This window comes from Pseudomonas sp. Marseille-Q0931, from assembly GCF_940789645.1.
Taxonomy (GTDB): domain Bacteria; phylum Pseudomonadota; class Gammaproteobacteria; order Pseudomonadales; family Pseudomonadaceae; genus Aquipseudomonas.
This window is the reverse complement of sequence record NZ_CALNWT010000007.1, coordinates 139,014-159,122: the sequence shown is the minus strand read 5'-3', so window position 1 is coordinate 159,122 and position 20,109 is coordinate 139,014. Positions and strand designations below refer to the sequence as shown.

Annotated in this window: 21 protein-coding genes; 9 read left to right on the top strand and 12 right to left on the bottom strand. The window is 65.4% G+C overall.

Annotation, left to right across the window (positions count from 1 at the left end; genetic code table 11):
* Positions 1–76 precede the first annotated feature (76 nt).
* On the bottom strand, positions 77–541 hold the full coding sequence (locus P3C50_RS13290) for a GNAT family N-acetyltransferase (protein ID WP_275546366.1): 465 nt from the start codon (positions 539–541) through the stop codon (positions 77–79).
* 105 nt (positions 542–646) lie between these two features.
* Between P3C50_RS13290 and P3C50_RS13285 the strand changes: the two genes are divergently transcribed.
* Positions 647–1,054 carry an SMI1/KNR4 family protein gene (locus tag P3C50_RS13285; protein ID WP_003464767.1) on the top strand — a complete coding sequence of 136 codons (408 nt, stop codon included), beginning with the start codon at positions 647–649 and terminating at the stop codon, positions 1,052–1,054.
* Between the two features lie 180 nt (positions 1,055–1,234).
* On the opposite strand, the gene P3C50_RS13280 is transcribed toward P3C50_RS13285, so the two are convergent.
* Positions 1,235–1,888 (bottom strand): GntR family transcriptional regulator, encoded by a 654-nt coding sequence (locus P3C50_RS13280; RefSeq protein ID WP_275546365.1) that lies wholly within the window; start codon positions 1,886–1,888, stop codon positions 1,235–1,237.
* A gap of 246 nt (positions 1,889–2,134) precedes the next feature.
* Between P3C50_RS13280 and P3C50_RS13275 the strand changes: the two genes are divergently transcribed.
* Together P3C50_RS13275 and P3C50_RS13270 are read left to right on the top strand one after the other, a co-directional pair.
* A complete protein-coding gene (locus tag P3C50_RS13275; RefSeq protein ID WP_275546364.1) occupies positions 2,135–3,529 on the top strand; it encodes an aspartate aminotransferase family protein in 1,395 nt (464 codons plus the stop codon).
* A 101-nt stretch (positions 3,530–3,630) separates the two neighbouring features.
* Complete coding sequence (locus P3C50_RS13270; RefSeq protein ID WP_275546363.1) at positions 3,631–4,998, top strand: glutamine synthetase family protein; 1,368 nt, start codon at positions 3,631–3,633, stop codon at positions 4,996–4,998.
* Positions 4,999–5,036: 38 nt separating this feature from the next.
* Here the strand turns inward: P3C50_RS13270 and P3C50_RS13265 are convergent, their stop codons facing one another.
* A complete protein-coding gene (locus P3C50_RS13265) occupies positions 5,037–6,299 on the bottom strand; it encodes a hypothetical protein (RefSeq protein ID WP_275546362.1) in 1,263 nt (420 codons plus the stop codon).
* Complete coding sequence (locus P3C50_RS13260) at positions 6,296–7,015, bottom strand: tetratricopeptide repeat protein (RefSeq protein WP_275546361.1); 720 nt, start codon at positions 7,013–7,015, stop codon at positions 6,296–6,298. The genes P3C50_RS13265 and P3C50_RS13260 overlap by 4 nt, the downstream gene beginning before the upstream one ends.
* A gap of 84 nt (positions 7,016–7,099) precedes the next feature.
* Between P3C50_RS13260 and P3C50_RS13255 the strand changes: the two genes are divergently transcribed.
* A complete protein-coding gene (locus tag P3C50_RS13255) occupies positions 7,100–7,597 on the top strand; it encodes an acyl-CoA thioesterase (RefSeq protein WP_275546360.1) in 498 nt (165 codons plus the stop codon).
* A 74-nt stretch (positions 7,598–7,671) separates the two neighbouring features.
* Here P3C50_RS13255 and P3C50_RS13250 read toward each other — a convergent pair whose 3' ends face one another.
* Positions 7,672–8,211, bottom strand: coding sequence for a zf-TFIIB domain-containing protein (locus P3C50_RS13250; RefSeq protein ID WP_275546359.1), 540 nt, complete (start codon positions 8,209–8,211; stop codon positions 7,672–7,674).
* 121 nt (positions 8,212–8,332) lie between these two features.
* On the opposite strand from P3C50_RS13250, the gene P3C50_RS13245 reads away from it, so the two are divergent.
* Positions 8,333–8,728 carry a DUF3301 domain-containing protein gene (locus P3C50_RS13245; protein ID WP_275546358.1) on the top strand — a complete coding sequence of 132 codons (396 nt, stop codon included), beginning with the start codon at positions 8,333–8,335 and terminating at the stop codon, positions 8,726–8,728.
* Between the two features lie 12 nt (positions 8,729–8,740).
* Here the strand turns inward: P3C50_RS13245 and P3C50_RS13240 are convergent, their stop codons facing one another.
* Positions 8,741–9,619 carry an alpha/beta fold hydrolase gene (locus tag P3C50_RS13240; RefSeq protein WP_275546357.1) on the bottom strand — a complete coding sequence of 293 codons (879 nt, stop codon included), beginning with the start codon at positions 9,617–9,619 and terminating at the stop codon, positions 8,741–8,743.
* Between the two features lie 36 nt (positions 9,620–9,655).
* A complete protein-coding gene (locus P3C50_RS13235) occupies positions 9,656–10,633 on the bottom strand; it encodes a CobW family GTP-binding protein (RefSeq protein WP_275546356.1) in 978 nt (325 codons plus the stop codon).
* Positions 10,634–10,728: 95 nt separating this feature from the next.
* On the opposite strand from P3C50_RS13235, the gene P3C50_RS13230 reads away from it, so the two are divergent.
* Positions 10,729–11,079: an NADH:ubiquinone oxidoreductase gene (locus tag P3C50_RS13230; RefSeq protein ID WP_275546355.1), complete on the top strand. Its 351-nt coding sequence runs from the start codon at positions 10,729–10,731 to the stop codon at positions 11,077–11,079.
* A 380-nt stretch (positions 11,080–11,459) separates the two neighbouring features.
* Here the strand turns inward: P3C50_RS13230 and P3C50_RS13225 are convergent, their stop codons facing one another.
* From P3C50_RS13225 to dksA, 3 genes are read right to left on the bottom strand one after another with little or no spacing between them, the layout of a single operon-like run.
* Positions 11,460–12,104, bottom strand: coding sequence for a DUF1826 domain-containing protein (locus P3C50_RS13225; RefSeq protein ID WP_275546354.1), 645 nt, complete (start codon positions 12,102–12,104; stop codon positions 11,460–11,462).
* Positions 12,104–13,309, bottom strand: coding sequence for a zinc metallochaperone GTPase ZigA (gene zigA / locus P3C50_RS13220; protein ID WP_275546353.1), 1,206 nt, complete (start codon positions 13,307–13,309; stop codon positions 12,104–12,106). The genes P3C50_RS13225 and zigA overlap by 1 nt, the downstream gene beginning before the upstream one ends.
* Before the next feature lie 15 nt (positions 13,310–13,324).
* Positions 13,325–13,747 (bottom strand): RNA polymerase-binding protein DksA, encoded by a 423-nt coding sequence (dksA, locus tag P3C50_RS13215; RefSeq protein ID WP_275546352.1) that lies wholly within the window; start codon positions 13,745–13,747, stop codon positions 13,325–13,327.
* 71 nt (positions 13,748–13,818) lie between these two features.
* On the opposite strand from dksA, the gene folE2 reads away from it, so the two are divergent.
* The gene (gene folE2 / locus P3C50_RS13210; RefSeq protein WP_275546351.1) at positions 13,819–14,706 is read left to right on the top strand and encodes a GTP cyclohydrolase FolE2; all 888 of its coding nucleotides are present in this window, start codon (positions 13,819–13,821) and stop codon (positions 14,704–14,706) included.
* Positions 14,707–14,722: 16 nt separating this feature from the next.
* On the opposite strand, the gene P3C50_RS13205 is transcribed toward folE2, so the two are convergent.
* Entirely contained in the window at positions 14,723–16,675 is a 1,953-nt protein-coding gene (locus P3C50_RS13205) for a DUF2207 domain-containing protein (RefSeq protein WP_275546350.1), read from the bottom strand.
* A gap of 2 nt (positions 16,676–16,677) precedes the next feature.
* The gene (locus P3C50_RS13200) at positions 16,678–17,241 is read right to left on the bottom strand and encodes a LemA family protein (protein WP_275546349.1); all 564 of its coding nucleotides are present in this window, start codon (positions 17,239–17,241) and stop codon (positions 16,678–16,680) included.
* Positions 17,242–17,346: 105 nt separating this feature from the next.
* Between P3C50_RS13200 and P3C50_RS13195 the strand changes: the two genes are divergently transcribed.
* Both P3C50_RS13195 and P3C50_RS13190 read left to right on the top strand, forming a co-directional pair.
* Positions 17,347–19,266 carry a putative nucleotidyltransferase substrate binding domain-containing protein gene (locus P3C50_RS13195; protein WP_275546348.1) on the top strand — a complete coding sequence of 640 codons (1,920 nt, stop codon included), beginning with the start codon at positions 17,347–17,349 and terminating at the stop codon, positions 19,264–19,266.
* Positions 19,263–19,970: a 3'-5' exonuclease gene (locus tag P3C50_RS13190; protein ID WP_275546347.1), complete on the top strand. Its 708-nt coding sequence runs from the start codon at positions 19,263–19,265 to the stop codon at positions 19,968–19,970. Before P3C50_RS13195 ends, P3C50_RS13190 begins: the two co-directional genes overlap by 4 nt.
* The last annotated feature ends 139 nt before the right edge of the window (positions 19,971–20,109 follow it).

The window sequence follows — 20,109 nt, the reverse complement described above, 5'->3', positions numbered from 1 at the left end:
CGGCGCCGAAAGCAGCACCCGTGGGAGCGGACTTGTCCGCGAATCGCGGCGCCAGCCGCGCCTGCACAAGCCGGAGTCACGTCATCGCGGCTCGGCGCATGCCGATATGCGGGATGTCGTCCTCCAGATAGACCTCGGTCACCGCCTCGAAGCCATACCTCCCGTAATAACCCTGCAGGTGCGCCTGAGCAGACAGGTAGACCGGCACGCCAGGCCAGCGGCGGCGGCATTCGACCAACCCCTGCTCCATCAGCCTATGACCCAGGCCACTGCCACGTGCCTGCTCTGCAATCACCACGCGGCCAATCACCACCTCGCCATTCATCCACTGCGGGTCGAGCAGGCGCAGATAGCCCACCAGCACGTCGCCATCGCGCGCCAGCAGGTGGCAGGTATCGCCGAGCAGGTCCTGGCCATCGGTTTCCAGGTAGGGGCAGTTCTGCTCCACCACGAACACCTGGGTGCGCAGCGCCAGTAGCTCATAGAGCGTGAAGGTATCGAGTTCACAGTGATGCAGGCAGCGCCAGGTGACAGACGACATGAGAGAGCTCCGTAAAATTGCCAGTATGCAATGCAGGCCGCAGGTTTTCATTCCGTGGGCCAGCTACTGTATAAAGCCGACCCTACCCAATTAGGAGCCGACGCCGTGGAAGAAGTCATCGAACAGCTACGCGAACTCAACGAGCCCGTCCCGGTGCCGCTGGAGCTGCCCGAGGAAGAAACCCTGGTGGAGATTCAGGAGCAGATCCTCATCCACCTGCCCTTCGAACTGCGCGAGTTCCTGCTCAAGGTCAGCGACGTGGTCTACGGCCGCCTGGAGCCGGTGACCGCCAGCGACCCGCACTCGCACACCTACCTGCCGGAAGTCGCCTCGGTGGCTTGGGACCTCGGCCTGCCGCGCGATCTGGTGCCGCTGTGCCAGGACGGCCGCGACTACTACGCGGTCGACGTCGAAGGCCAGGTGTGGCTGTGGGACGGCGACGAGGGCGAGCTGACCGACGAAAGCTGGGACTCGGTCTGGCACTGGTGCCGCGACGTCTGGCTGGAGAGCTGAGCCTCGCGGTCACGGCGGCTGTGCTGTGGCCGGGTGCGTTAGCCTTCGCGGCCAAGACCGCTCCCACGGCATCATGCCGGCACCGTGGGAGCGGACTTGTCCGCGATTGCGCCGTTGATCCCAGGCCTCCACAAGGTACAAGCTCCCATCCGCGTGAAAGCGGGCTTCTCGCCGTCCGCCTCAGGTGTCGCCCTGCTCCAGCGCCAGCAGGTTGAGCAAAAATCGCGCGAAATACAGCAGATCCTGCTCCATGGCCTGGCGCGCTCCCTTGGCATCGCCGGCTTCGATGGCGGCAAAGGCATCTTCATGAAAGTCATTGAGCCGCAGTGACAGATCGGCGCCAGTGAACAGGCGATTGAAGAAGGGGCCGATCTGCAGCCACAGCGACTCGATCGAACGCAGCAACACCGGGTTGCCGCAGGCACCGTACAGGTGCAGGTGGAACTGGCTGTTGGCGCTGAGGTAGTCCTGAACCTGGCGCTGCTCGATGGCCACGTCCATGCGCTGCACGCAGTCACGCAGCCAGGCCAGGTCGTCGCGGCTCAGGCGCGGCGTAGCCAGCTCCACCGCGAGGCCTTCCAGCGCCAGGCGTACCTGAAAGATGTTCTCGTAACGTTCGCGGGTCATCGACGGCACGCGCACCGAGCGCTGCTGCTCGCCCTCCAGCGCGCCCTCGGCCACCAGCCGTTGCAGGGCCGCGCGAACCGGCATCGGGCTGGTCCCCCATTCGGCCGCCAGGTCACGGATTTTCAGCCGTTGTCCCGGCTGGAAGCGCCCGGCCAACAGGCCCGAGCGGATGTTCTGATACAACTGTTCCTGCAGGTTGTCAGCCATGCTGAACCACCTCCATCGGTGGCGCCGGCAGTTGGGCAAGGGTCAGGCTACAGTCACGCATGAAAGGCTCCGGTCAAGAAAGCATGGGCAGGGTCAACGCCGATTTTGTCTGAGAAAACCTGTCGTTGAAATGTTCTGTGATCACGAATATCGATTTATTTGGCCATATCGCGTGGATATAAAGACCATTTACTATTTTGTGATCACAAAATATCATGCCGGCAGCATCTGAACGAGGTATGCCCCATGACCACCGCCAGTGGCATCAGCCAAGCCGCCGTAGACCGCTTCGTCGCCGCCGAGCGCGAGCTGTTCCTGTCCCGCAATCCGAAGTCCGCGGCGCTGGCCGAACGCGCCCGTCACTCGCTGTACGGCGGCGTGCCGATGCACTGGATGGCCGACTGGTCGACGCCGGTGCCGCTGTTCGTCGAGCGCGCCAAGGGCGCGCGCTTCTTCGACGTGGACGGTCATGAGTACGTCGACTTCTGCCTCGGCGACACCGGCACCATGTTCGGCCATTCTCCCGACCCGGTGGCTCGCGCCCTCGCCGAGCAGGCAAACAACGGCCTGACCACCATGCTCCCCGGCGAGGACGCCGTGGTCTGCGGTGAGCTGCTGGCCCAGCGCTTCGGCCTGCCCTACTGGCAGGTGACCGCCACGGCTACCGACTCCAACCGCTACGTGCTGCGCTGGGCGCGCGCCATTACCGGCCGCAAGACCTTGCTGGTGTTCGACGGCTGCTACCACGGCACCGTCGACGACGTAATGGTGCGCGAGCGCGATGGCCAGACCGTGCATCGCTCCGGCCTGATCGGCCAGGCCTACGACCTGACCGAGCACAGCCGCGCCATTCCCTTCAACGATGTCGCAGCACTGGAGGCGGCGCTGGCCCAGGGCGATGTCTGCGCCCTGCTATGCGAGCCGGCGATGACCAACATCGGCATGGTCCTGCCCGACCCGGGCTTCATGCAGAAATGCCGCGAGCTGACGCGCCAGTACGGCAGTCTGCTGATCATCGACGAGACGCACACCATCTCCACCGATATCGGCGGCTGCACGCGCCTGTGGGGCTTGGAACCGGACTTCTTCGTGGTCGGCAAACCCATCGCCGGCGGCGTGCCATGTGGCATCTTCGGTTGCAGCGCCGAGATGGCAAAAGCCATGACCCAGGCTCGCCAGCGCGCCAGTGAGCAAAGCCACGGTCACGGCCACAGCGGTATGGGCACCACGCTCTCGGCCAACGCCCTGGCCATGCACTGCATGCGTGCCAACCTGGAGCAGGTGATGACCCAGGCCGCCTACGACCACATGCTGCCGCTGGCCGCGCGCCTGGCCGAAGGCTTTCGCCAGTTGATCGACAAGCATGGCCTGAAATGGTCGGTGACCGAGTTGGGCGCACGTTGCGAGTTCCAGTTCTGCGCCACTCCGCCGCGCACCGGTGCCGAAGCTGAAACGGCCTTCCATGACGAGCTGCAGATGGCCCTGCACCTGTACCTGATCAACCGCGGCATCCTGATCACACCGTTCCACAACATGACCCTGTGCTGCCCGAGCACCACAGCCGAGGATGTAGACAAGCTGATCACCATGCTCGATGCGGCCCTCACCGAACTGCTGGCCATTCCCGGTGCTCGCGAGTAACTCATCGAGATGCCTGTGGGAGGGGCTTTAGCCGCGACAGTCGCCGCTGAAGCGCCTCCCACAGGATGCACTGCGCCCCACGACCTTTTGCGAGAACCACCATGCAATTCGCCAACCCTCAGGAAGCCCGCGACTTCCTCGCCCAGCACCCCGAGGTACGCAGCATCGAGCTGATGCTGATCGACGCCAATGGCATCCCGCGCGGCAAGCTGCTGCATCGCGACGAGTTGCTGGCCATCTACGAGAACGGCCGGCCGCTACCCAGCTCGATCCTGTCGCTGACCATTCAGGGCGAGGACGTCGAGGAGAGCGGCCTGGTCTGGGAAGTGGCCGACGCCGACTGCTGGACCTATCCGCTGCCCGGCTCGCTGTGCCTGCAACCCTGGCGCGCGGTGCCCACCGGGCAGTTGCAGGTGAGCATGCACCCGACCCAGGGCCTGCCAGCCACGCCGGGTGATCCGCGCCATGTGCTGGTGCGCGCCATCGAGGCGCTCAAGGCCGACGGCTATCACCCGGTGATGGCGGTGGAACTGGAGTTCTACCTGCTGGACAAGCAACGCGACGCCAATGGCCGCCCGCAGCCCGCCGTGCAGATGAACGGTGTGCGCCCGCAGGCGCCGCAGGTCTATGGCGTGTACGAGCTGGAGCAGGTGCAGCCGTTTCTCGACGACCTCTACGCCGCCTGCGAAGCCCAGGGCTTGCCGGTGCGCACGGCGATCTCCGAATACGCTCCGGGCCAGCTTGAGCTCACGCTGGAGCACCGCTTCGATGCCCTGCAAGCGGTGGACGAAGGCGTACGCTACAAGCGCCTGGTCAAGGGCGTGGCCAACAAGCACGGGTTGCAGGCCTGCTTCATGGCCAAGCCCTTCGGCAACCTGGCCGGCAGCGGCTTGCATATGCACGTATCCCTGGCCGACGCCAAGGGCAACAACCTGATGGCCTCGGAAGACCCGCAGGGCACGCCGCTGCTGCGCCACGCCATCGGCGGCATGATGGCCACGCTCAATGACGCGCTGGCGATCTTCTGTCCCAACGCCAACTCCTTCCGCCGCTTCCAGGCCAACAGCTACGCGCCGCTGGCCAAAAGCTGGGGAGTGAACAACCGCACCGTGTCCTTCCGCGTACCGGGCGGGCCGGCCAGCAGCCGCCACGTCGAGCACCGCATCTGCGGCGCCGATGCCAACCCTTACCTGGCTGCGGCGGCTATCCTCGCCGGCATTCACAAGGGCATCCGCGAGCAGATCGACCCGGGCCAGGCCATCGTCGGCAATGGCTACGAGCAGGCCCGTGAAACCCTGCCCACCGACTGGCTGACCGCACTGCGTAACCTGGAAGCCTCCACCTGGGCACGTGAGGCGCTGGGCGAGGATTTCCTCAAGGTGTTCCTGGCGATCAAGTGGGCCGAGTTCCGCCAGTTCATGGGCGAAGTGGGCGAGCAGGACTGGCGCTGGTATCTGAATCACGCCTAAGCACCACGCAGCTGCCCACCGGAGACGGTGGCCGGGCGCTACAACGGCATGCAGCGCCCGTTGAAGCCTGACTCATGCGGGCCGTCGAAGCACAATTGGCCACGCTCATCGAGCTCGGCCAGGCGCGTCGGATAGTAGGGATTGCGGGCGTCCGGCATGTCGGTCAGGCGTTCGGCAGCGAACGCCCCGGCAGGCAGGCTCACCGCAACGGCGAGCAAGCGGCGCTTGGCCTCCAGGTCCTGCAAACGTCCGGCATACAGGCGCATGTCCGGGCCGGCGATAGCCAGCAGAATGTTCCCGGCCCGGTTGCGCATACCGCCAACCGAGGTCGGCCCGGGCGCCGGCTCTTGCAGCGCGGCGGCGAACGCCTGCGGTTCCAGCTGCGACAACTCGGCGGCCCGCGCATAAGGCGCTAGGCTGGCATTGATGGTCATCTGCGGTCGGAAAAACAGTTTCAGGCCAAGGTATTCCCGGCCGGAGACGCTGTCTGGCAGTTGTGCATACATCTGCGCGATGCCGAAGAACTCGCGCTGCATGGGCCTCAGCAGCGAACGCTCAGCGGCGCTGAACGGCACCGGGATCTCCGGCCGCGGCGTCAGCCCCTGGCGATACAGGCGAACCTGCCACTCCAGATTACGGTTGACCAGCACTCCCAGGAGCATTTTCAGCACCAGGTTGTCCGCCTGCACCAGTTGCTGACGCAGCCGGCTCAACTCCCAGCGCAATCCGGCCAGGGCCACATCGCCCTGGCCATCGGCGGCCAAGTACAGCACGAACAGATCGTAGACCTGCTGCCCCTTGTACACATAGGTCAGGCGCGGCACCGGCTCGGCGAGGCTCACCGAGGTCAGCGTGCGGTAATCGTCCAGGCCGAGAAAGTGCCGGTAGCGTTCGAGCAGAACGTTCTGCTCCGCAGTGATGGCCGGCAATTGTGAGGCCTGCGCCAGCAGCGTTTCGAAGCAGCCTGGCGTCTCGATCTGGCAGAACGATCGCCCCTCGGGCACCGCCAGGGTGGCGACGGCCGGCGCCGCATACTCGCCTTCGGTCACGCCGCGCCCGGCGTGCCAGCTTTGGTAATGCTGCAGACGCATGGCGCCCAGCGCCTCGGGCTGCTGATCAACAGGCGCATCCAGCCCGCTCAGGTACAGGTAGGCATGGCTTTCGCCAGTCGCCGCCTGTACCTGCTGCTGCCAGTCCTGCACCTGGGCGCTCAGCGGCTCGTCTCGCAGCCAGGCGCTGCCGCCGACCAGCAGCGCCAGCACCAGAATCACAACACCCAGCAGGCCGGCACGCCGGCTCACGGACGTACCTGCGCATCGACCTTGATGTAGTCGCCCGCCACGCTGATGCCCATGCCGCCATAGTCCTGGCAGCCATCGGCGAACACCTCCAGCACGCGCAGGGCAATGCCTTCGCGCAGCAATTGTACGGCGCAGCCGGTGCCGAGCTGCGCATCTTCCAGCTTCATCACTGCGCCCTCGCCTTGCAGGCGTCCCTCCAGATCACCGATAGCTGCCGGGCCGTATTCTTCCACCCGTGCACCGGCGCGCAGCGGCGAAAAGCTGGCGCGATAACCGCCCGCCGGGTCAGTGCTGATCTGCAATTCGCTCCATACCGCCTGACCGCCATAGCGCAGATAGAGGCCCTGCGGGCTGGCCGCCAGCGCCTGGTAATCCACCGCCTCGGCCACCTTGCCCATGTGCAGGCGGGTCGAAGAACCGCTGAGGTGGTTGTCCAGCGCCACACCCAGCCAGGCCCGCGCCATGCCGGCATCGCCCGCGCGCAGATTGGCCAGAATCAGATTGTTCAAGGCCAGCTCCAACTGCGCCTCGTCGCCCTGCTCGACGCGGCGCAGCTGACGCTTGAAGGACTCGATGGCCGCCTCGAAACGACCGGCCTGATAGGCGGCCGTGCCTTCCTGGTTGCACTGCGCCGGTGTATCGCACGATTGTTCGGCCAGTACCGGCAGGGCGAGCAGGCCAAGCAACATAAGGGGAATGTGGCGCAAGGGCATCATCTGGCATCCTAACCAAGCAAAAACTCATAGTAGCCGCGCGACGCACAGCACGGCAGCGCACAGCCTCCCAATTTCGGAGTGACCATGGAAGCCGGAACCGCACAACTGACGATGACCGTACTGATGACCCCGGACATGGCCAACTTCTCCGGCAATGTGCACGGCGGCACCCTGCTCAAGTACATGGACGAGGTGGCCTACGCCTGCGCCAGCCGCTACGCGGGGCGCTACGTGGTGACCCTATCGGTCGACCAGGTGATGTTCCGCGAGCCGGTGCATGTCGGTGAGATGGTCACCTTCCTCGCCTCGGTCAACTACTGCGGGCGTACCTCCATGGAGGTGGGTATCAAGGTGATCACCGAGAACATCCGCGAGCGCTCGGTGCGCCACACCAACAGTTCCTTCTTCACCATGGTGGCGATGGATGAGCAGGGCCGTCCGGCAGTGGTGCCCGAACTACACCCGGACACCCCCGACGGCCTGCGCCGCCAGCGCCAGGCCAAGCAACGCCGGCAGATTCGCGAAGAGCTGCAGCAGCGCTACCAGGCGCTGGCCGAGGAGAAGAACCAGCTCCACGCCTGATGATGTAGCGCGCAAGCGCCCGTCGCGGGTACATCCGGCGGGTAGCACCCGCCCTCCGTGGTGCCGTGCGTTCCTCAGTCGTGACCGATGTAGAACAGCAGCTCACGCCGCTGCGGATGGTCCTTGAGCCAGGCGCGGATTTCGTCGGCACGGGCGATGGCGTCCTCGCCGGCAATGCGGCTGAAGCGCTCGCGGCGTGCCTGCTCGCTGGCCTCCTGGCGCACCTGGCGCTGCCAGGCGTCGGTGAAGATCGCCGGCATGCGCTGGCTCAGCTCCAGGGCTTTGAGCAGTTGCCACTCGCCACTGTCCAGCCAGGCTTCGTCGCAGGTGCCGCACAAATCCAGACGATTGGCGCGGGTGCCGCTGATCTGAAACTTGCTCATCAGCTTGGCGCACTTGGGGCAGCTCAGCGCATGGCTGGTTTCACCCACCTCGGTTTCCGCTTCAGCGGCCAGCGCCGCTGGCGTTTCCTCTGCCGGCTGGCGCTCGGCCCAGTCGCGGTAATGCAGCAGGCTGACCAACGTGCCCGAGCACTGCGGGCAACCGTGGGCGAGCAGGCCATCTTCGAGTTTCGCCGGTTGCAGTCGACTGGTCCGGCAGGCGGGGCAATGCATGGTGACGTCCTTTTCCTGTGAAGTGCGCGAACGCTAATGCACAGCCGACGCAAGGGCAAGCTGGATGCTGAGAACTGGGCAGCAGATAGGCTAAGCTCTGTCTCCCTGATCCGGAGTCGTCATGATCAACCTGTTCGATGTCTTCCTGCTGATGCTGTTCGCCGCCGTCTGCGCCTGGCTATGGCGCGGTCACGGTATCCGCGAGCGGGCGCTGGCGCTGGCCAAGCAGCACTGCGCCAAGCTCGACGTGGAGCTGCTCGATGGCGCCGTGGCGTTGCGCCGCCTGGCCATCCAGCGTGACAGCAAGGGGCATCGGCGCCTGGCGCGGCTGTATGACTTCGAATTCACCGTCACTGGTGAGCAGCGCCTGCGCGGGCATATCAGCATGTTCGGCGCGCATCTCGGGCGCATCGAACTGGAGCCTCACCCGGTGCTGGAACCGCAACCCGAGCCGGTTGCGGTGCAGCACCCGGGCAACGTCATTCAACTGGAAGACTGGCGGCGCAAGGCGCAGTAGCGCCCGCCCGACTCAGCCCCGCTGCAGCAGGAAATCTGCCACCCGCTCGGCGCTGTCCGCCGGCTGCTCCTGCATGAAGCAGTGCCCACCCGGTACCACCTGGCTGCGCACGTGGGCGTTGCTCGCACACCAGCGCGCCACTGATCGCGCCACGAACGGGTAGGTGCTGGCACCATGGATCACTTCGGTCGGTGTCGTCACCTTGGCCAGCGATGGCCACAGGCGACGCGGATAGGAGCCGAAAATCTCCGCTTCGCGGCTCGGCCGGCACTTGAGCTCGACGCCACCGGCCACGTCTTTCAACGCATGCTCGACATAGGCATCGAACGCCGCCTCGTCCCAGCCGCGGAACATGCCACGGCCATGCAGTGCAGCATGCGCACTGGTGCGATCCGACCACTGCCGGCGGCGCTTGTGCGCCTTCTTCGCCATGCCGGTGCGCTGCGCCAGGCCGACCACGTCGGACAACGCCATCACGCCGATCATTGCCGGGCTGAACAGTACCGGATCGAGCAGTACCGCGCGCTGAAACAGTTTGGGATGGCGCGCCAGGATCAAACTGCTCAGCACGCCACCAAAGCTGTGGCCGAGGGCGAAGCGCGGCACATCGCCGAACGGCGCGCGCAATGCCTCGAACGCCTCCACCGCTAGCTCGGCGCTGCGGTTCCAGCCATGGAAGCGCCCAGCGTGATCGCTGTCGCCATGGCCCTGCACGTCGCACAGCCAGAGGTCGAAGTCCTTGGCCAACAGCGCCAGCATCGGCGTGTAGACGCGCCCGCAGTAGCCGTTGCCGTGCAGAAAGTGCAGCAGTGGTTTGCCCGATGGCGGCGTATGCCAGCCGCGCAGGGTGAAACCGGCAGAAGTGTCATGAGACCAGGGCAGCAATTGCATGAAAGTTATCCACAGCGACGAACGCCGGCGAGTGTATCAGTCACTCGCAGCGATTCGGCAGGCGGCGAACGAGGCGCTGAGCGCTTCGACGTCCTGCGCCTGATCGAAGATCAGCTCCAGCCGCGAATCCTTGCGCCATTCGCTGGCGCTCCAGTCGGGTAGTGCCTGCGTCTGCAAGGCATTCAGCGAGCACCAGCCATCGGCTCCGTGCAGCACCGCCTTGGCCCGGCGCCAGCCCAGGTTGCGTAACCAATCTGCGACCCGCGCGAGGTCAAAGACCTGCTCGGGATGCCAGCGCCAGCCGATGCTCCAACCGTCGGCCTGAGCCTGCACCTGGCAGATCGGCTCGGCGGCGTTGCGCCAGATCTGCGTCAGGGCCGGTGCAGCTGTGGGTAACTCGACCTCCACCGGAGCCGGCGAGGCCTGCGCTGTCACCCCCGGCAGCAAGGCCAGGTCGAGTCGACCCTGTTCAGTCCAGTGCAGCGGAAGCGGCGGCAGGTTCGCGGCAATTCGCGCACGACTCGGCTCATCCAGCCCAGCGCTCTTGTTCAGCAACAATAGCCCGGCCTCGCCCAGCGCCTGACGCTGCACGTCCGGCAGCGGTTGGCCTGCCGCCAGCGTGGCGGCGTCCAGCACCAGCAGCGCCGGCTGCACGGCCAGCACGCCAACCCAGGGCGGCTGACTCAGTTGCGCCAGCAACTGCGCCGGATGGCCCAGGCCGGACGGCTCGATCAGCAGGCGATCTGGCTTGGCCTTGCGCAGCAGGCGGCCAAGGCCGACCTGAAATGGCGCGCCGTTGACGCAGCACAGGCAACCGCCGGCCACCTCGGTCAGGACGATGCCATCGTCGCCCTGCTCGAGCAGGGCGGCGTCCAGGCCGATTTGGCCGAACTCGTTGATCAGCACAGCCCAGCGCTCACCCGCCGGTTTCTGCGCCAACAGATGACGGATCAGGCTGGTCTTGCCGGTACCCAGCGGGCCGCCGATGAGATGAGTAGGGATTTGACTGAGCATGAATCTATCGTCGCTGGTTCGCCGGGCAAGTGCCAGCACAGACTGCAAGGAAGCAGCATGGTAGATTCGCCGGCAGATTTTCGGGAGTCGAAACGATGCGTGCATGGCTGTTGCTGTTCTCTCTGCTACCGGGCCTGGCCCTGGCCGAAGCCTGCGTGGTGCATAGCCAGGCCGAGCGCCTGGACGTGAAGGTCTGCCAGGAAAACCGCAATATTCCCGCCGCGCTGTTCCGTGACGGCTTCTGCCAGCCGCAATTGCAGGGGCAGACAGTCGAGGTGGAGTTTGTCGAGCAGTGCCCGCAGGGTGCCTACGGCATTTGCCAGAACGCGCGCGCCGGCAGCGACCTGTACCAGCAGGATATCCACTACTACGGTGTGGCCAGCGACGCGCTGTATCTGGAGCCGGCCTGCAAGACGCAATATCAGGGCACATGGATCAAGCCCTGAGCCCTGCGCATCGAGCGACGCGGGTCTGAATATCGTAGGGCGGGTGCAACCCGCCAAGCTACAACTGGCGGGTTGTACCCGCCCTACGAGGAAACGCAGCGCCCCTGACATCAAAGCGTCACCAAACGAGCGCCTAATAAAGATGGGTACCTCACATGACCCTCATGCCCGAGTCACGCGTCGGCATGATCTCTTGGTGCTTAAGGCCGGAGCAGTCGCTCCGGCCTATTTTTTCCGTCATTCCTGGCAGCAGCAGGCCCTCTCCCCCAGCCCCTCTCCCATAAATGGGAGAGGCGAGCCAAGCGCCTACCGCCTTAAGAACAGCATCGCGCCACGGGGTACGGCTTCTATAACTGTTTGCCGCGCAGCTTGCGGCGATGTCAGGCCAGCCAGTCCAGAGTCAGCAGCAAACGTCGCTGCCCGACCGGCGGCTGCGGCGAGCGGTGGATCAGCCCGCGGCCCTCGTTGCCCTGCCATTTCTCGCCCTTCGCCAGCGCCACATGCCCGGTGTCCAGGCGCTGAATCAACGCCTCGTCCTGCGGCTCGGCAGTCGGCTGACCAAGTGCGCTGCGCGGCATGGCGCCCTCTTCCAGCCAGTCGCTGCCGACGCCGGCATAGCTGGTGATCAGCCGTAGCGGCACGTGGTCGACGTGAAAGCGCGGGCACATGGCTTTGTCCAGCACACGCAGACGCAGGCCGATGCGTTGGGCGTCGAGCAGGCAGGCATAGGCGCGCACCAGCCAGGCCACGTCGGCGAGAAAGGCTGCCTGACCCGGCAGGTCGGCGTACTGCGCCACCAGGCCGTCGAGGTTCGGCTCGCTGTCCGCACTCGGCAGCTCCAGGGTGATGGACTGCGCCAACGGCTCGCCCTGCGCCAGCAGCGCCTCGGCGAAGTCGGCGATCTGCGCCGGCAGGCGGCGCTGCCAGACGGCCAGGTTGACGCCGTCGTGCAGCACCTCGCCAAGCACCTGGATATCCTCGCCCAGCACCTGCCGGGCGACGTTCGGCAACTGCAGGGCGAACATCAGGCCGCCTCCTGCTGCCAGGCACCGAACGGATCGGCCAGCAGACGCCAGGCATCGGGGCCGCCGGCCATTTCCGCATCGGTCAGCAGGCAGTCGTCCAGCTCACGCACCAGGCGGGCGAAATCGATGTTCTGGCCGATGAACACCAGCTCCTGGCGGCAATCGCCAACCTCGGCGCTCCAGTGCTGCATGATCGTCTGCAGGCCTTCCTCGTCCTGCGGCCAGTGCTGCTTGGCCACGAAACGCCACCAGCGCCCGGCCAGGCCATGACGCATCAGGCCGCCGGCCTGCGACCAGCTGCCGGCCTCCTGGTATTTGCTGGCCAGCCAGAAGAAGCCTTTGGAGCGCAGCAGGCGGCCATTGCTCCAATCCTGCGAGAGGAAGTCGAAGAAGCGCTGCGGATGGAACGGCCGGCGCGCACGATAAGCGCTGGAGGCGATGCCGTATTCCTCGGTCTCCGGCACGTGCTCGCCGCGCAGCTCCTTGAGCCAGCCCGGCGCCTGCGAGGCGCGGTCGAAGTCGAAACGGCCGGTATCGAGGATCTTGTCCAGGGCGATCTGGCCCATGCTCATGGCCTGAATGTCGGCGTGGGTGTTGAGGCCTCGGAGGATGGCCGTCAGTTCCTCGCGCTCGGCCTGGCTGATCAGGTCGATCTTGCTGATCAGGATGACGTCGGCGAATTCCACCTGCTCGATCAGCAGGTCGGTGATCGAGCGCTCATCCTCCTCGCCCAGGGTTTCGCCACGGCTGGCCAGGCTGTCGGCCTCGTGGAAGTCGCGCAGGAAATTCACCCCGTCGACCACCGTGACCATGGTATCCAGCCGCGCCAGGTCGGACAGGCTGCGGCCCTGCTCGTCGCGGAAGGTGAAGGTTTCGGCGACCGGCAACGGCTCGCTGATGCCGGTGGACTCGATCAGCAGGTAGTCGAAACGGCCGTCACTGGCCAGACGCGCGACCTCTTCGAGCAGGTCTTCACGCAGGGTGCAGCAGATGCAGCCGTTGCTCATCTCCACCAGCTTTTCTTCGGCGCGGTTGAGGCTGACGTCGCGCTGCACTTCGCTGCCGTCGATATTGATTTCGCTCATGTCGTTGACGATCACCGCAACCTTGAGGCCGTCGCGGTTTTTCAGCACATGGTTGAGCAGGGTGCTTTTGCCGGCGCCGAGAAAGCCGGACAGCACGGTTACGGGTAGACGCGGGTTCATAGAGTGTTCCTCGTTTCAGTCACGGTCACGCTGATGTTTTTCACGCCGCTCCTGACGCTCCTTGGCTTCGATACACAGCGTCGCGGTAGGGCGCAGCAAGAGGCGCTTGAGGCCGATGGGTTCGCCGGTTTCGGCACACCAGCCGTATTCGCCCCGCGCCAGGCGTTCGAGCGCCTGGTCGATCTTGTCCAGCAGCTTCTTTTCCCGCTCCAGCAGGCGCAGCTGCCACTGCCGTTGCTCCTCGGCGGCGCCGATGTCGGCCACGTCGCTGCTGGTTTCGGGCTGGCGCAGCTCGGCGAATTCTTCGTCGATGCGCGCCTGCAACTCGGCACGCTGGGCCAGCAGCAACTCGCGGAAGAAGCGCTGCTGGGCGTCATTCATGTAGTCATCCGCTGGCTGGGCCAGCAGTTCGGCTTCGGTGGGCAGGGTCAGGATCATGGCAAATCGGCTGGCTTGTTTTAATTGTTATAACATAACATTAAGCGCTGACAGCAACCCATGGATTTGCGATGAACGAAAAGCCTCTGCCGGATATAGCCGCCCAAGCCACTCACCATGATCTGCCGCTGGACTGGGTCGGCATGACCGGCATCGCCCTGCCCATTCGCCTGGCGGGCGCGGCGGTGACCGCCAGCGTCGATATCGGTGTCAGCCTCGACGATGCCGGCGCGCGCGGCATTCATATGTCGCGCCTGTACCTGGCGGCGCAGCGCCTGGCGCATCGGGAACTAGACGTGGCTGCCGTGCTGCAGGTGCTGGATGATTGCCTGAGCAGTCATCAAACACTGGCCGACAGCGCCACGCTGACCCTGCGTGGCGAGGTGGCGCTCGAACGTCCGGCGCTGGTCAGCCCGCTCGCCGGCTGGAAGGCCTACCCTTTCGAATTGCGCGCCAGGCAGGACGGCCGCGGGGTGAATATCGAATTGCAGGTCGAGGTCGGCTATTCGTCCACCTGCCCCTGCTCGGCGGCGCTGGCCCGGCAGCTGATCCAGCAGCGTTTCGCCGAGACCTTCGCTCAGGAGCCGCTGGATTATCTGGAGGTAATCGACTGGCTCGGCTCGACCCAGGGCATCGTCGCCACGCCGCACAGCCAGCGCAGCACCGCGACCCTGCAGCTGCGTCTGGCGCCGGGCTGCACCAAACTGCCCGTGCTGGCGTTGATCGACAGCGCCGAGCAGGCCCTCGGCACGCCGGTGCAAACAGCGGTGAAACGCGCCGATGAACAGGCTTTCGCCCTGGCCAACGGGCAGAACCTGATGTTCTGCGAGGATGCCGCGCGCCGCCTGCACCGCGCCTTGGGCCAGCTAACGCAGGCCAGCGCCTTCCACCTGAAAGTCGTGCACGCGGAGAGCCTGCACGCCCATGACGCGGTGGCGGCGGTCAGCCACGGCTGGTGAGATCGGCAGCCTCCTCTTACCAGCCACCGCCACCACCACCGCCGCCGCCGCCACCGGACGAGCCACCGCCACCGGAGCCGCCGGAGGAGCTGCCAAAGGACGAGGAAGAGGAGCTGGACGGCGCAACAGATGCCGTCGCCATCGCGCGACCGAGGTTCGACGACAGGCTGCCGCTCAACGACTGCGGGCTGGACAGGCTACGCCCCGAATACCAATCCGGTTTGTAGCCGCCCTGCGGCGCGCTCACCAGGCCGCTTGCCAGGGCCTGCTCGAAGCGCGCACTCCACTGTTGCTCGACCCCCAGCGCCATGGCGTAGGGCAGGTGCTGCTCGTACAGTGCGATGCTCATCGCCGGCGCCTCGGCCACCTTCTCCACCAGCTCGCTTTCCGCCAGTCGCAGGTAGTCGCGGTAGCCTTCGAGCTTGTCGAGCAATTCGCGCCCATGCAGGGTCGGTGCCTCGAGCAACCAGCGGAACAGGATGCAGGCCAACGCGAACAACAGCACCAGGCCCAGGCTCCAGACCGTCAGTGCCGGGACGGTACTGGCCATCATGGCCAGCACCAGCAGCCCTACCGCGCCGAACGTCGTGGAAAAGAGCAGCCCGACGATCATCTGCACGTACTGCCCGGCGCGCCATCTATTCACGCCAATGAACAGACCGCCGACACCGACCGCACCAAAGGCCATTACGAACAGCGACATCATGCAAACGACGAAGAGATCGCCACCGCTCAACCCCGGCAGCAGGGTCAGCGGCACGCCCAGCAACGCCAGGATCACGCCACGCCACCACTGCTTGCGGTTGAGCCTGAAACAGGCTGCGTGATAGTTCTCGCTGATGCTGGCGCGCAAGGCCTCCAGCGCATTCTTCAGACGGGGCTGGTAGGTGCTGCCCACGGTCAGACTGGAGGCGGTTTTGAACAGCGCGCCATAGACCTTGCGTTCACCGGGGTGCAGCGGTGGCACCGGCTTGCCGGCGGCCTTGAGGGTGTAGGCATCGCCACTATCGGACAGGTGTACGGCGCGCTTGATCGCCATCGAGGTCAGCGCCACGCTGAGCGCCCTGGCCGGTTCGTAACGCCCGCTGAAGCCCTGGTTCCAGACGAACCCGGCAGCCGCTGGCGACAGGCCTTCCGGCGCCTGGAACAACGGAATGATCAGGCCCTTCGCCGGGTCACGTCCGACTTGCCGCCACTGCCAGATGAAATAGCCCAGCATCGCCAGCAGCATCAGACCGCCCAGCGGCAGGCCGGGATTGTCCTGCAGCACCCAGAGCAGCCGCTGGTACGCCGATGGGCGTTCGATCAGCCCGGCAGGCCAGGCCACGGCAATGGTGAACCCTTCACGCGCATCCAGCGGCTGGGTGGTTTCCATCCGCAGCAGCGCGTCGTCCTGCGCGACAACCCGGAAGTGCTTGTCCTGCGCGCTACGCCGCCCGGTGTAGCCGTCGACCTGGAGGATCTTCGCGCCTTCCGGCAGATGCACGCTGATACGCGCCCTGTCGATGGGAAACAGCCAGTCGTTGCCGGTGACGTTCCAGTACAGCTCGTCTTCGCTCGGCCGTTCGATCAATTGCCGATCGGTGACATAGACGATGCGATAGCGATGCTGCCCCGGCTCCAGCTCGCGGTTGGCCGAGCCGATGCGAATCCGCTCGACGGCGCCCAGCGACTCCAGCTGGTAGGGCTCTGCCCGGCCGTTGCGCTGCACTTCCAGCACCTTGAAGCCGACGCTGCGCAACAACTGCTCACGGCTGATCATCCGCACCGGAAAGTCGCGGAAGATGCCGCGGCTGATCCGGTAGCCGGCGGCTTGCACGGTGATCAGCTCGGTGACCTGCAGGCTGCCATCGGTGCGCACCTCGACGTTCACGGAGTAGTCGCTGATGCGTTCCTCCTCATTGGCCAGCGCAGCGCCCGCTAGGCTCAGCAGCAGCAAACAGAAAAGCGGTTTGAGCCATCCCGGCATGATCAGAACTCCATTTTTGGCGATTGTGCCTCGCGCGCATCGGCGAGGGCGAAATACTCGGCAGTGGCGAAGCGCAGCGCCTTGGCCACCAGATTGCTCGGCGCCGACTCGACGAGGATGTTCAGCTCGCGAACCGCGCCGTTGTAGTAGCGGCGCGACATCTGAATCTGCTCCTCGACCTCGCTGAGCGCGCGCTGCAGGGCGACGAAATTGCCATCGGCCTTCAACTGGGGATAGGCCTCGGCGAGGATCATCACCCGCATCAGCGTCGTGCCCAGTTGCGACTCGGCTGCCCCGCGCGCTGCCACCGCGTCGCCCTCATGAGTCTGGGCATTGGCGCGTTGCGCGGTCAGTGCTTCCAGGGTGTCGCGCTCGTAGTTCATGTATTCGCGCAGCGCTGCCACCAGGTTGGGAATCAGGCTCGAACGGCGCTTGAGCTGCACATCGATCCCGCTCCACGCCTCGGCCACCCGATGACGATTGAACACCAGGCGGTTGTAGCACCAGATCACGTATCCCACGGTCGTGACGGCCAGCGTCATGCCTATCCATTGCCAGGCTTGCATGCCTTTTTCCTTACCCCGCTATGCTGTTTGCTACAGCATCAGCATTTTCTCTCCCCACCATGACAGGTATGGTGGGCCCATGTCCCACGCGCGCGCGAGCTATTCATGCAGATCGAGCTGATCGAAATCCGCGATCACCTGAGCCGTTTCCCGCCTTTCGATGACCTGCCAGAGGAAACCCTCGACACCCTCGCCGGCCAGGTACAGGTCAGCTACTTCAAGGCCGGCAGCGAGATTCTCGCCTATGGCGCCGAGATTCACGAACTGCATTACGTACGCAGCGGCGCGGTGGAAATCTACCGGCGCAATGGCGAATTGCACAACCGCCTGACCGAGGGCGATATCTTCGGCCAGGCCGGCCTGCTGCGCGGCAACAAGGTGCGTCTGGGCGCCAGGGCACTGGAAGACAGCCTGATCTACTTCATCCCCGGCCCGCTGTTTCAGCAGCTTTGCGACCAGTTCGACAGCTTCGCCGATTTCGTCGAGGCCGAAGGCCAGTCGCGGCTCAAGTCCGCCCTGGAAGACAGCCACGGCAAAGCCAGTGAGCTGATGAAGATCAAGGTGCGCAAACTGATCGGTCGCTCGCCAGTCAGCGTCCCGCTGGACATGCCGGTACAGCAGGTGGCGAAGGTCATGAGCGAGCAGAGCGTGTCCTCGGTCATCATCGTCAACCCCGGCAGGCGCTGGCCCAACCCCGCCCAGGTGCAGGTGGCCGATCAGCAGACTCAGGTCATGGCCGGCATCCTCACCGACCGCGACCTGCGCATGCGCGTACTGGCCGAAGGGCTACCAGGCGACACGCCGGTCAGCCAGGTGATGACCCCCGGCCCGGTCACCGTGCAGGCCGACGAGTCGGTGTTCGAGGCCATGCTGTGCATGCTGCGCAACAACATCCACCACCTGCCCGTGCTGCAACGACGCCGCCCGGTCGGCATGATCTCGCTGGCCGACGTCATTCGCTACGAGTCGCGCAGCAGCCTCTACCTGGTCAACAGCATCTTCAACAAGAACTCGGTGGAAGGCCTCAGGAGCCTGCTGCCGGACCTCCACGCCACCTTCGTGCGCATGGTCGCCGACGATGCCAGCGCGCACATGGTCGGCCGCGCCATGAGCAGCATCGGCCGCGCCTACAGCCGGCGCCTGCTGATGCTTGCCGAAGAAAAGCTCGGGCCACCACCGGTGCCTTACTGCTTCATGATCGCCGGCTCGATGGCCCGCGACGAGCAGCTGCTGCTGACCGACCAGGACAACGCCCTGGTGCTCGACGACAGCTTCGACGCGGAAAAGCACGACGCCTACTTCGCCGAACTGGCGCAATTCGTCAGCGACGGCCTGGCCGCCTGCGGCTATGCCTACTGCAAGGGCGGCATCATGGCCAGCAACGCCAAATGGCGCCAGCCGCTGAAAGTCTGGCGGGGCTACTTCAACCAGTGGATCGAACAGCCCAACCCGCAGACCCTACTCAACAGCAGCATCTTCTTCGACCTCGATGGCGTGTACGGCAAGACCGCGCTGGTGGAAAATCTCAAGGAATTGCTGGCGGAAAAAGCCAGCGCCACCCCGGCCTTCCTCGCCGCGCTGGCGCGCAACGCGCTCAATCGCACACCGCCGCTGGGCTTCTTCCGCACCTTCGTCATGGAAACCGACGGCCGCCAAAAGAACATCATCAACCTCAAGGGCCGCGGCACGGCGCCGCTGACCGACCTGATCCGCGTACACGCCCTGGCGTGCGGCTCCAAGGCACAGAACTCGCTGGAACGCCTCGACGCCATCGCCGCCACCAAGCTGCTGCCCCAGGAAGCGCTGGATCATCTGCGCTATGCCTTCGAGTTCCTCAGTCTGGTGCGCATCCGCCACCAGGCCCGTGAAGTCGAGGCCGGCAACCCACCCGACAACTACGTCGAGCCGGAGAAATTCAGCTCCAGCGAACGCCACCACCTCAAGGAAGCCTTCCAGGTGGTGAGCAATGCGCAGAAATTCCTGCGCTTTCGCTATCCGGCCCAGCCCCTGTCTCGTCCGCAATGAGTACGTATCAGAATCAGGACTGGCCGCAACTCTTCGCAGAACGCGCCGCCAGCAGCGAGGACGAGCGCCTGCGGGCCTATTACGGCGCCGGCTGCATCGCCGCCGACACGCCATTGGCGGATGTGCCACTGGTCGCGCTGGACGTGGAAACCACCGGCCTTGATCCGCGTGAACACGCCATCGTCAGCCTCGGCCTGGTGCCGATGAGCCTGCAACGCGTCCGCTGCGCCGAGTCGCGCTACTGGGTGGTCAAACCCACTGGCGAACTGAGCGCCGAGTCGGTGACCTTCCACCACATCACCCATTCCGACATCCGCCATGCGCCTCGCCTGGCGCACGTCCTGGACGAACTGCTCGAAGCCCTGGCCGGCAAGGTGGTGGTGGCGCACTACCGCAACATCGAGCGAGGCTTCCTCGACCAGGCGGTGCGCCAGCATCTGGGCGAAGGGCTGGTGTTCCCGGTCATCGACACCATGGAGCTGGAAGCCCGCCTGCATCCCAAGCGCACGGTCAGCTGGTGGGACCGCCTGCGTGGCCGTGAGCCCATCTCCATCCGCCTGGCCGACAGCCGCCTGCGCTACGGCTTGCCGCTGTACTCGGCGCACCATGCGCTGACCGACGCCCTGGCCTGTGGCGAACTGCTGCAGGCGCAGGCGGCGACGCATTACCCACCGCATACGCCGGTCGGGGCGCTCTGGAGCTGAAACCAACCGCCCACTTCGGGGAGCGGCTTTGGCCGCGAAGCTCTTGCTTTCCAATGTCGCGTTGCAAGCCGGGCATTAGGTAGCTGGGGGGTTGAGCATAGCGGTACCCATCCTGCGGGCTCCGCGTGAGGATCATCAA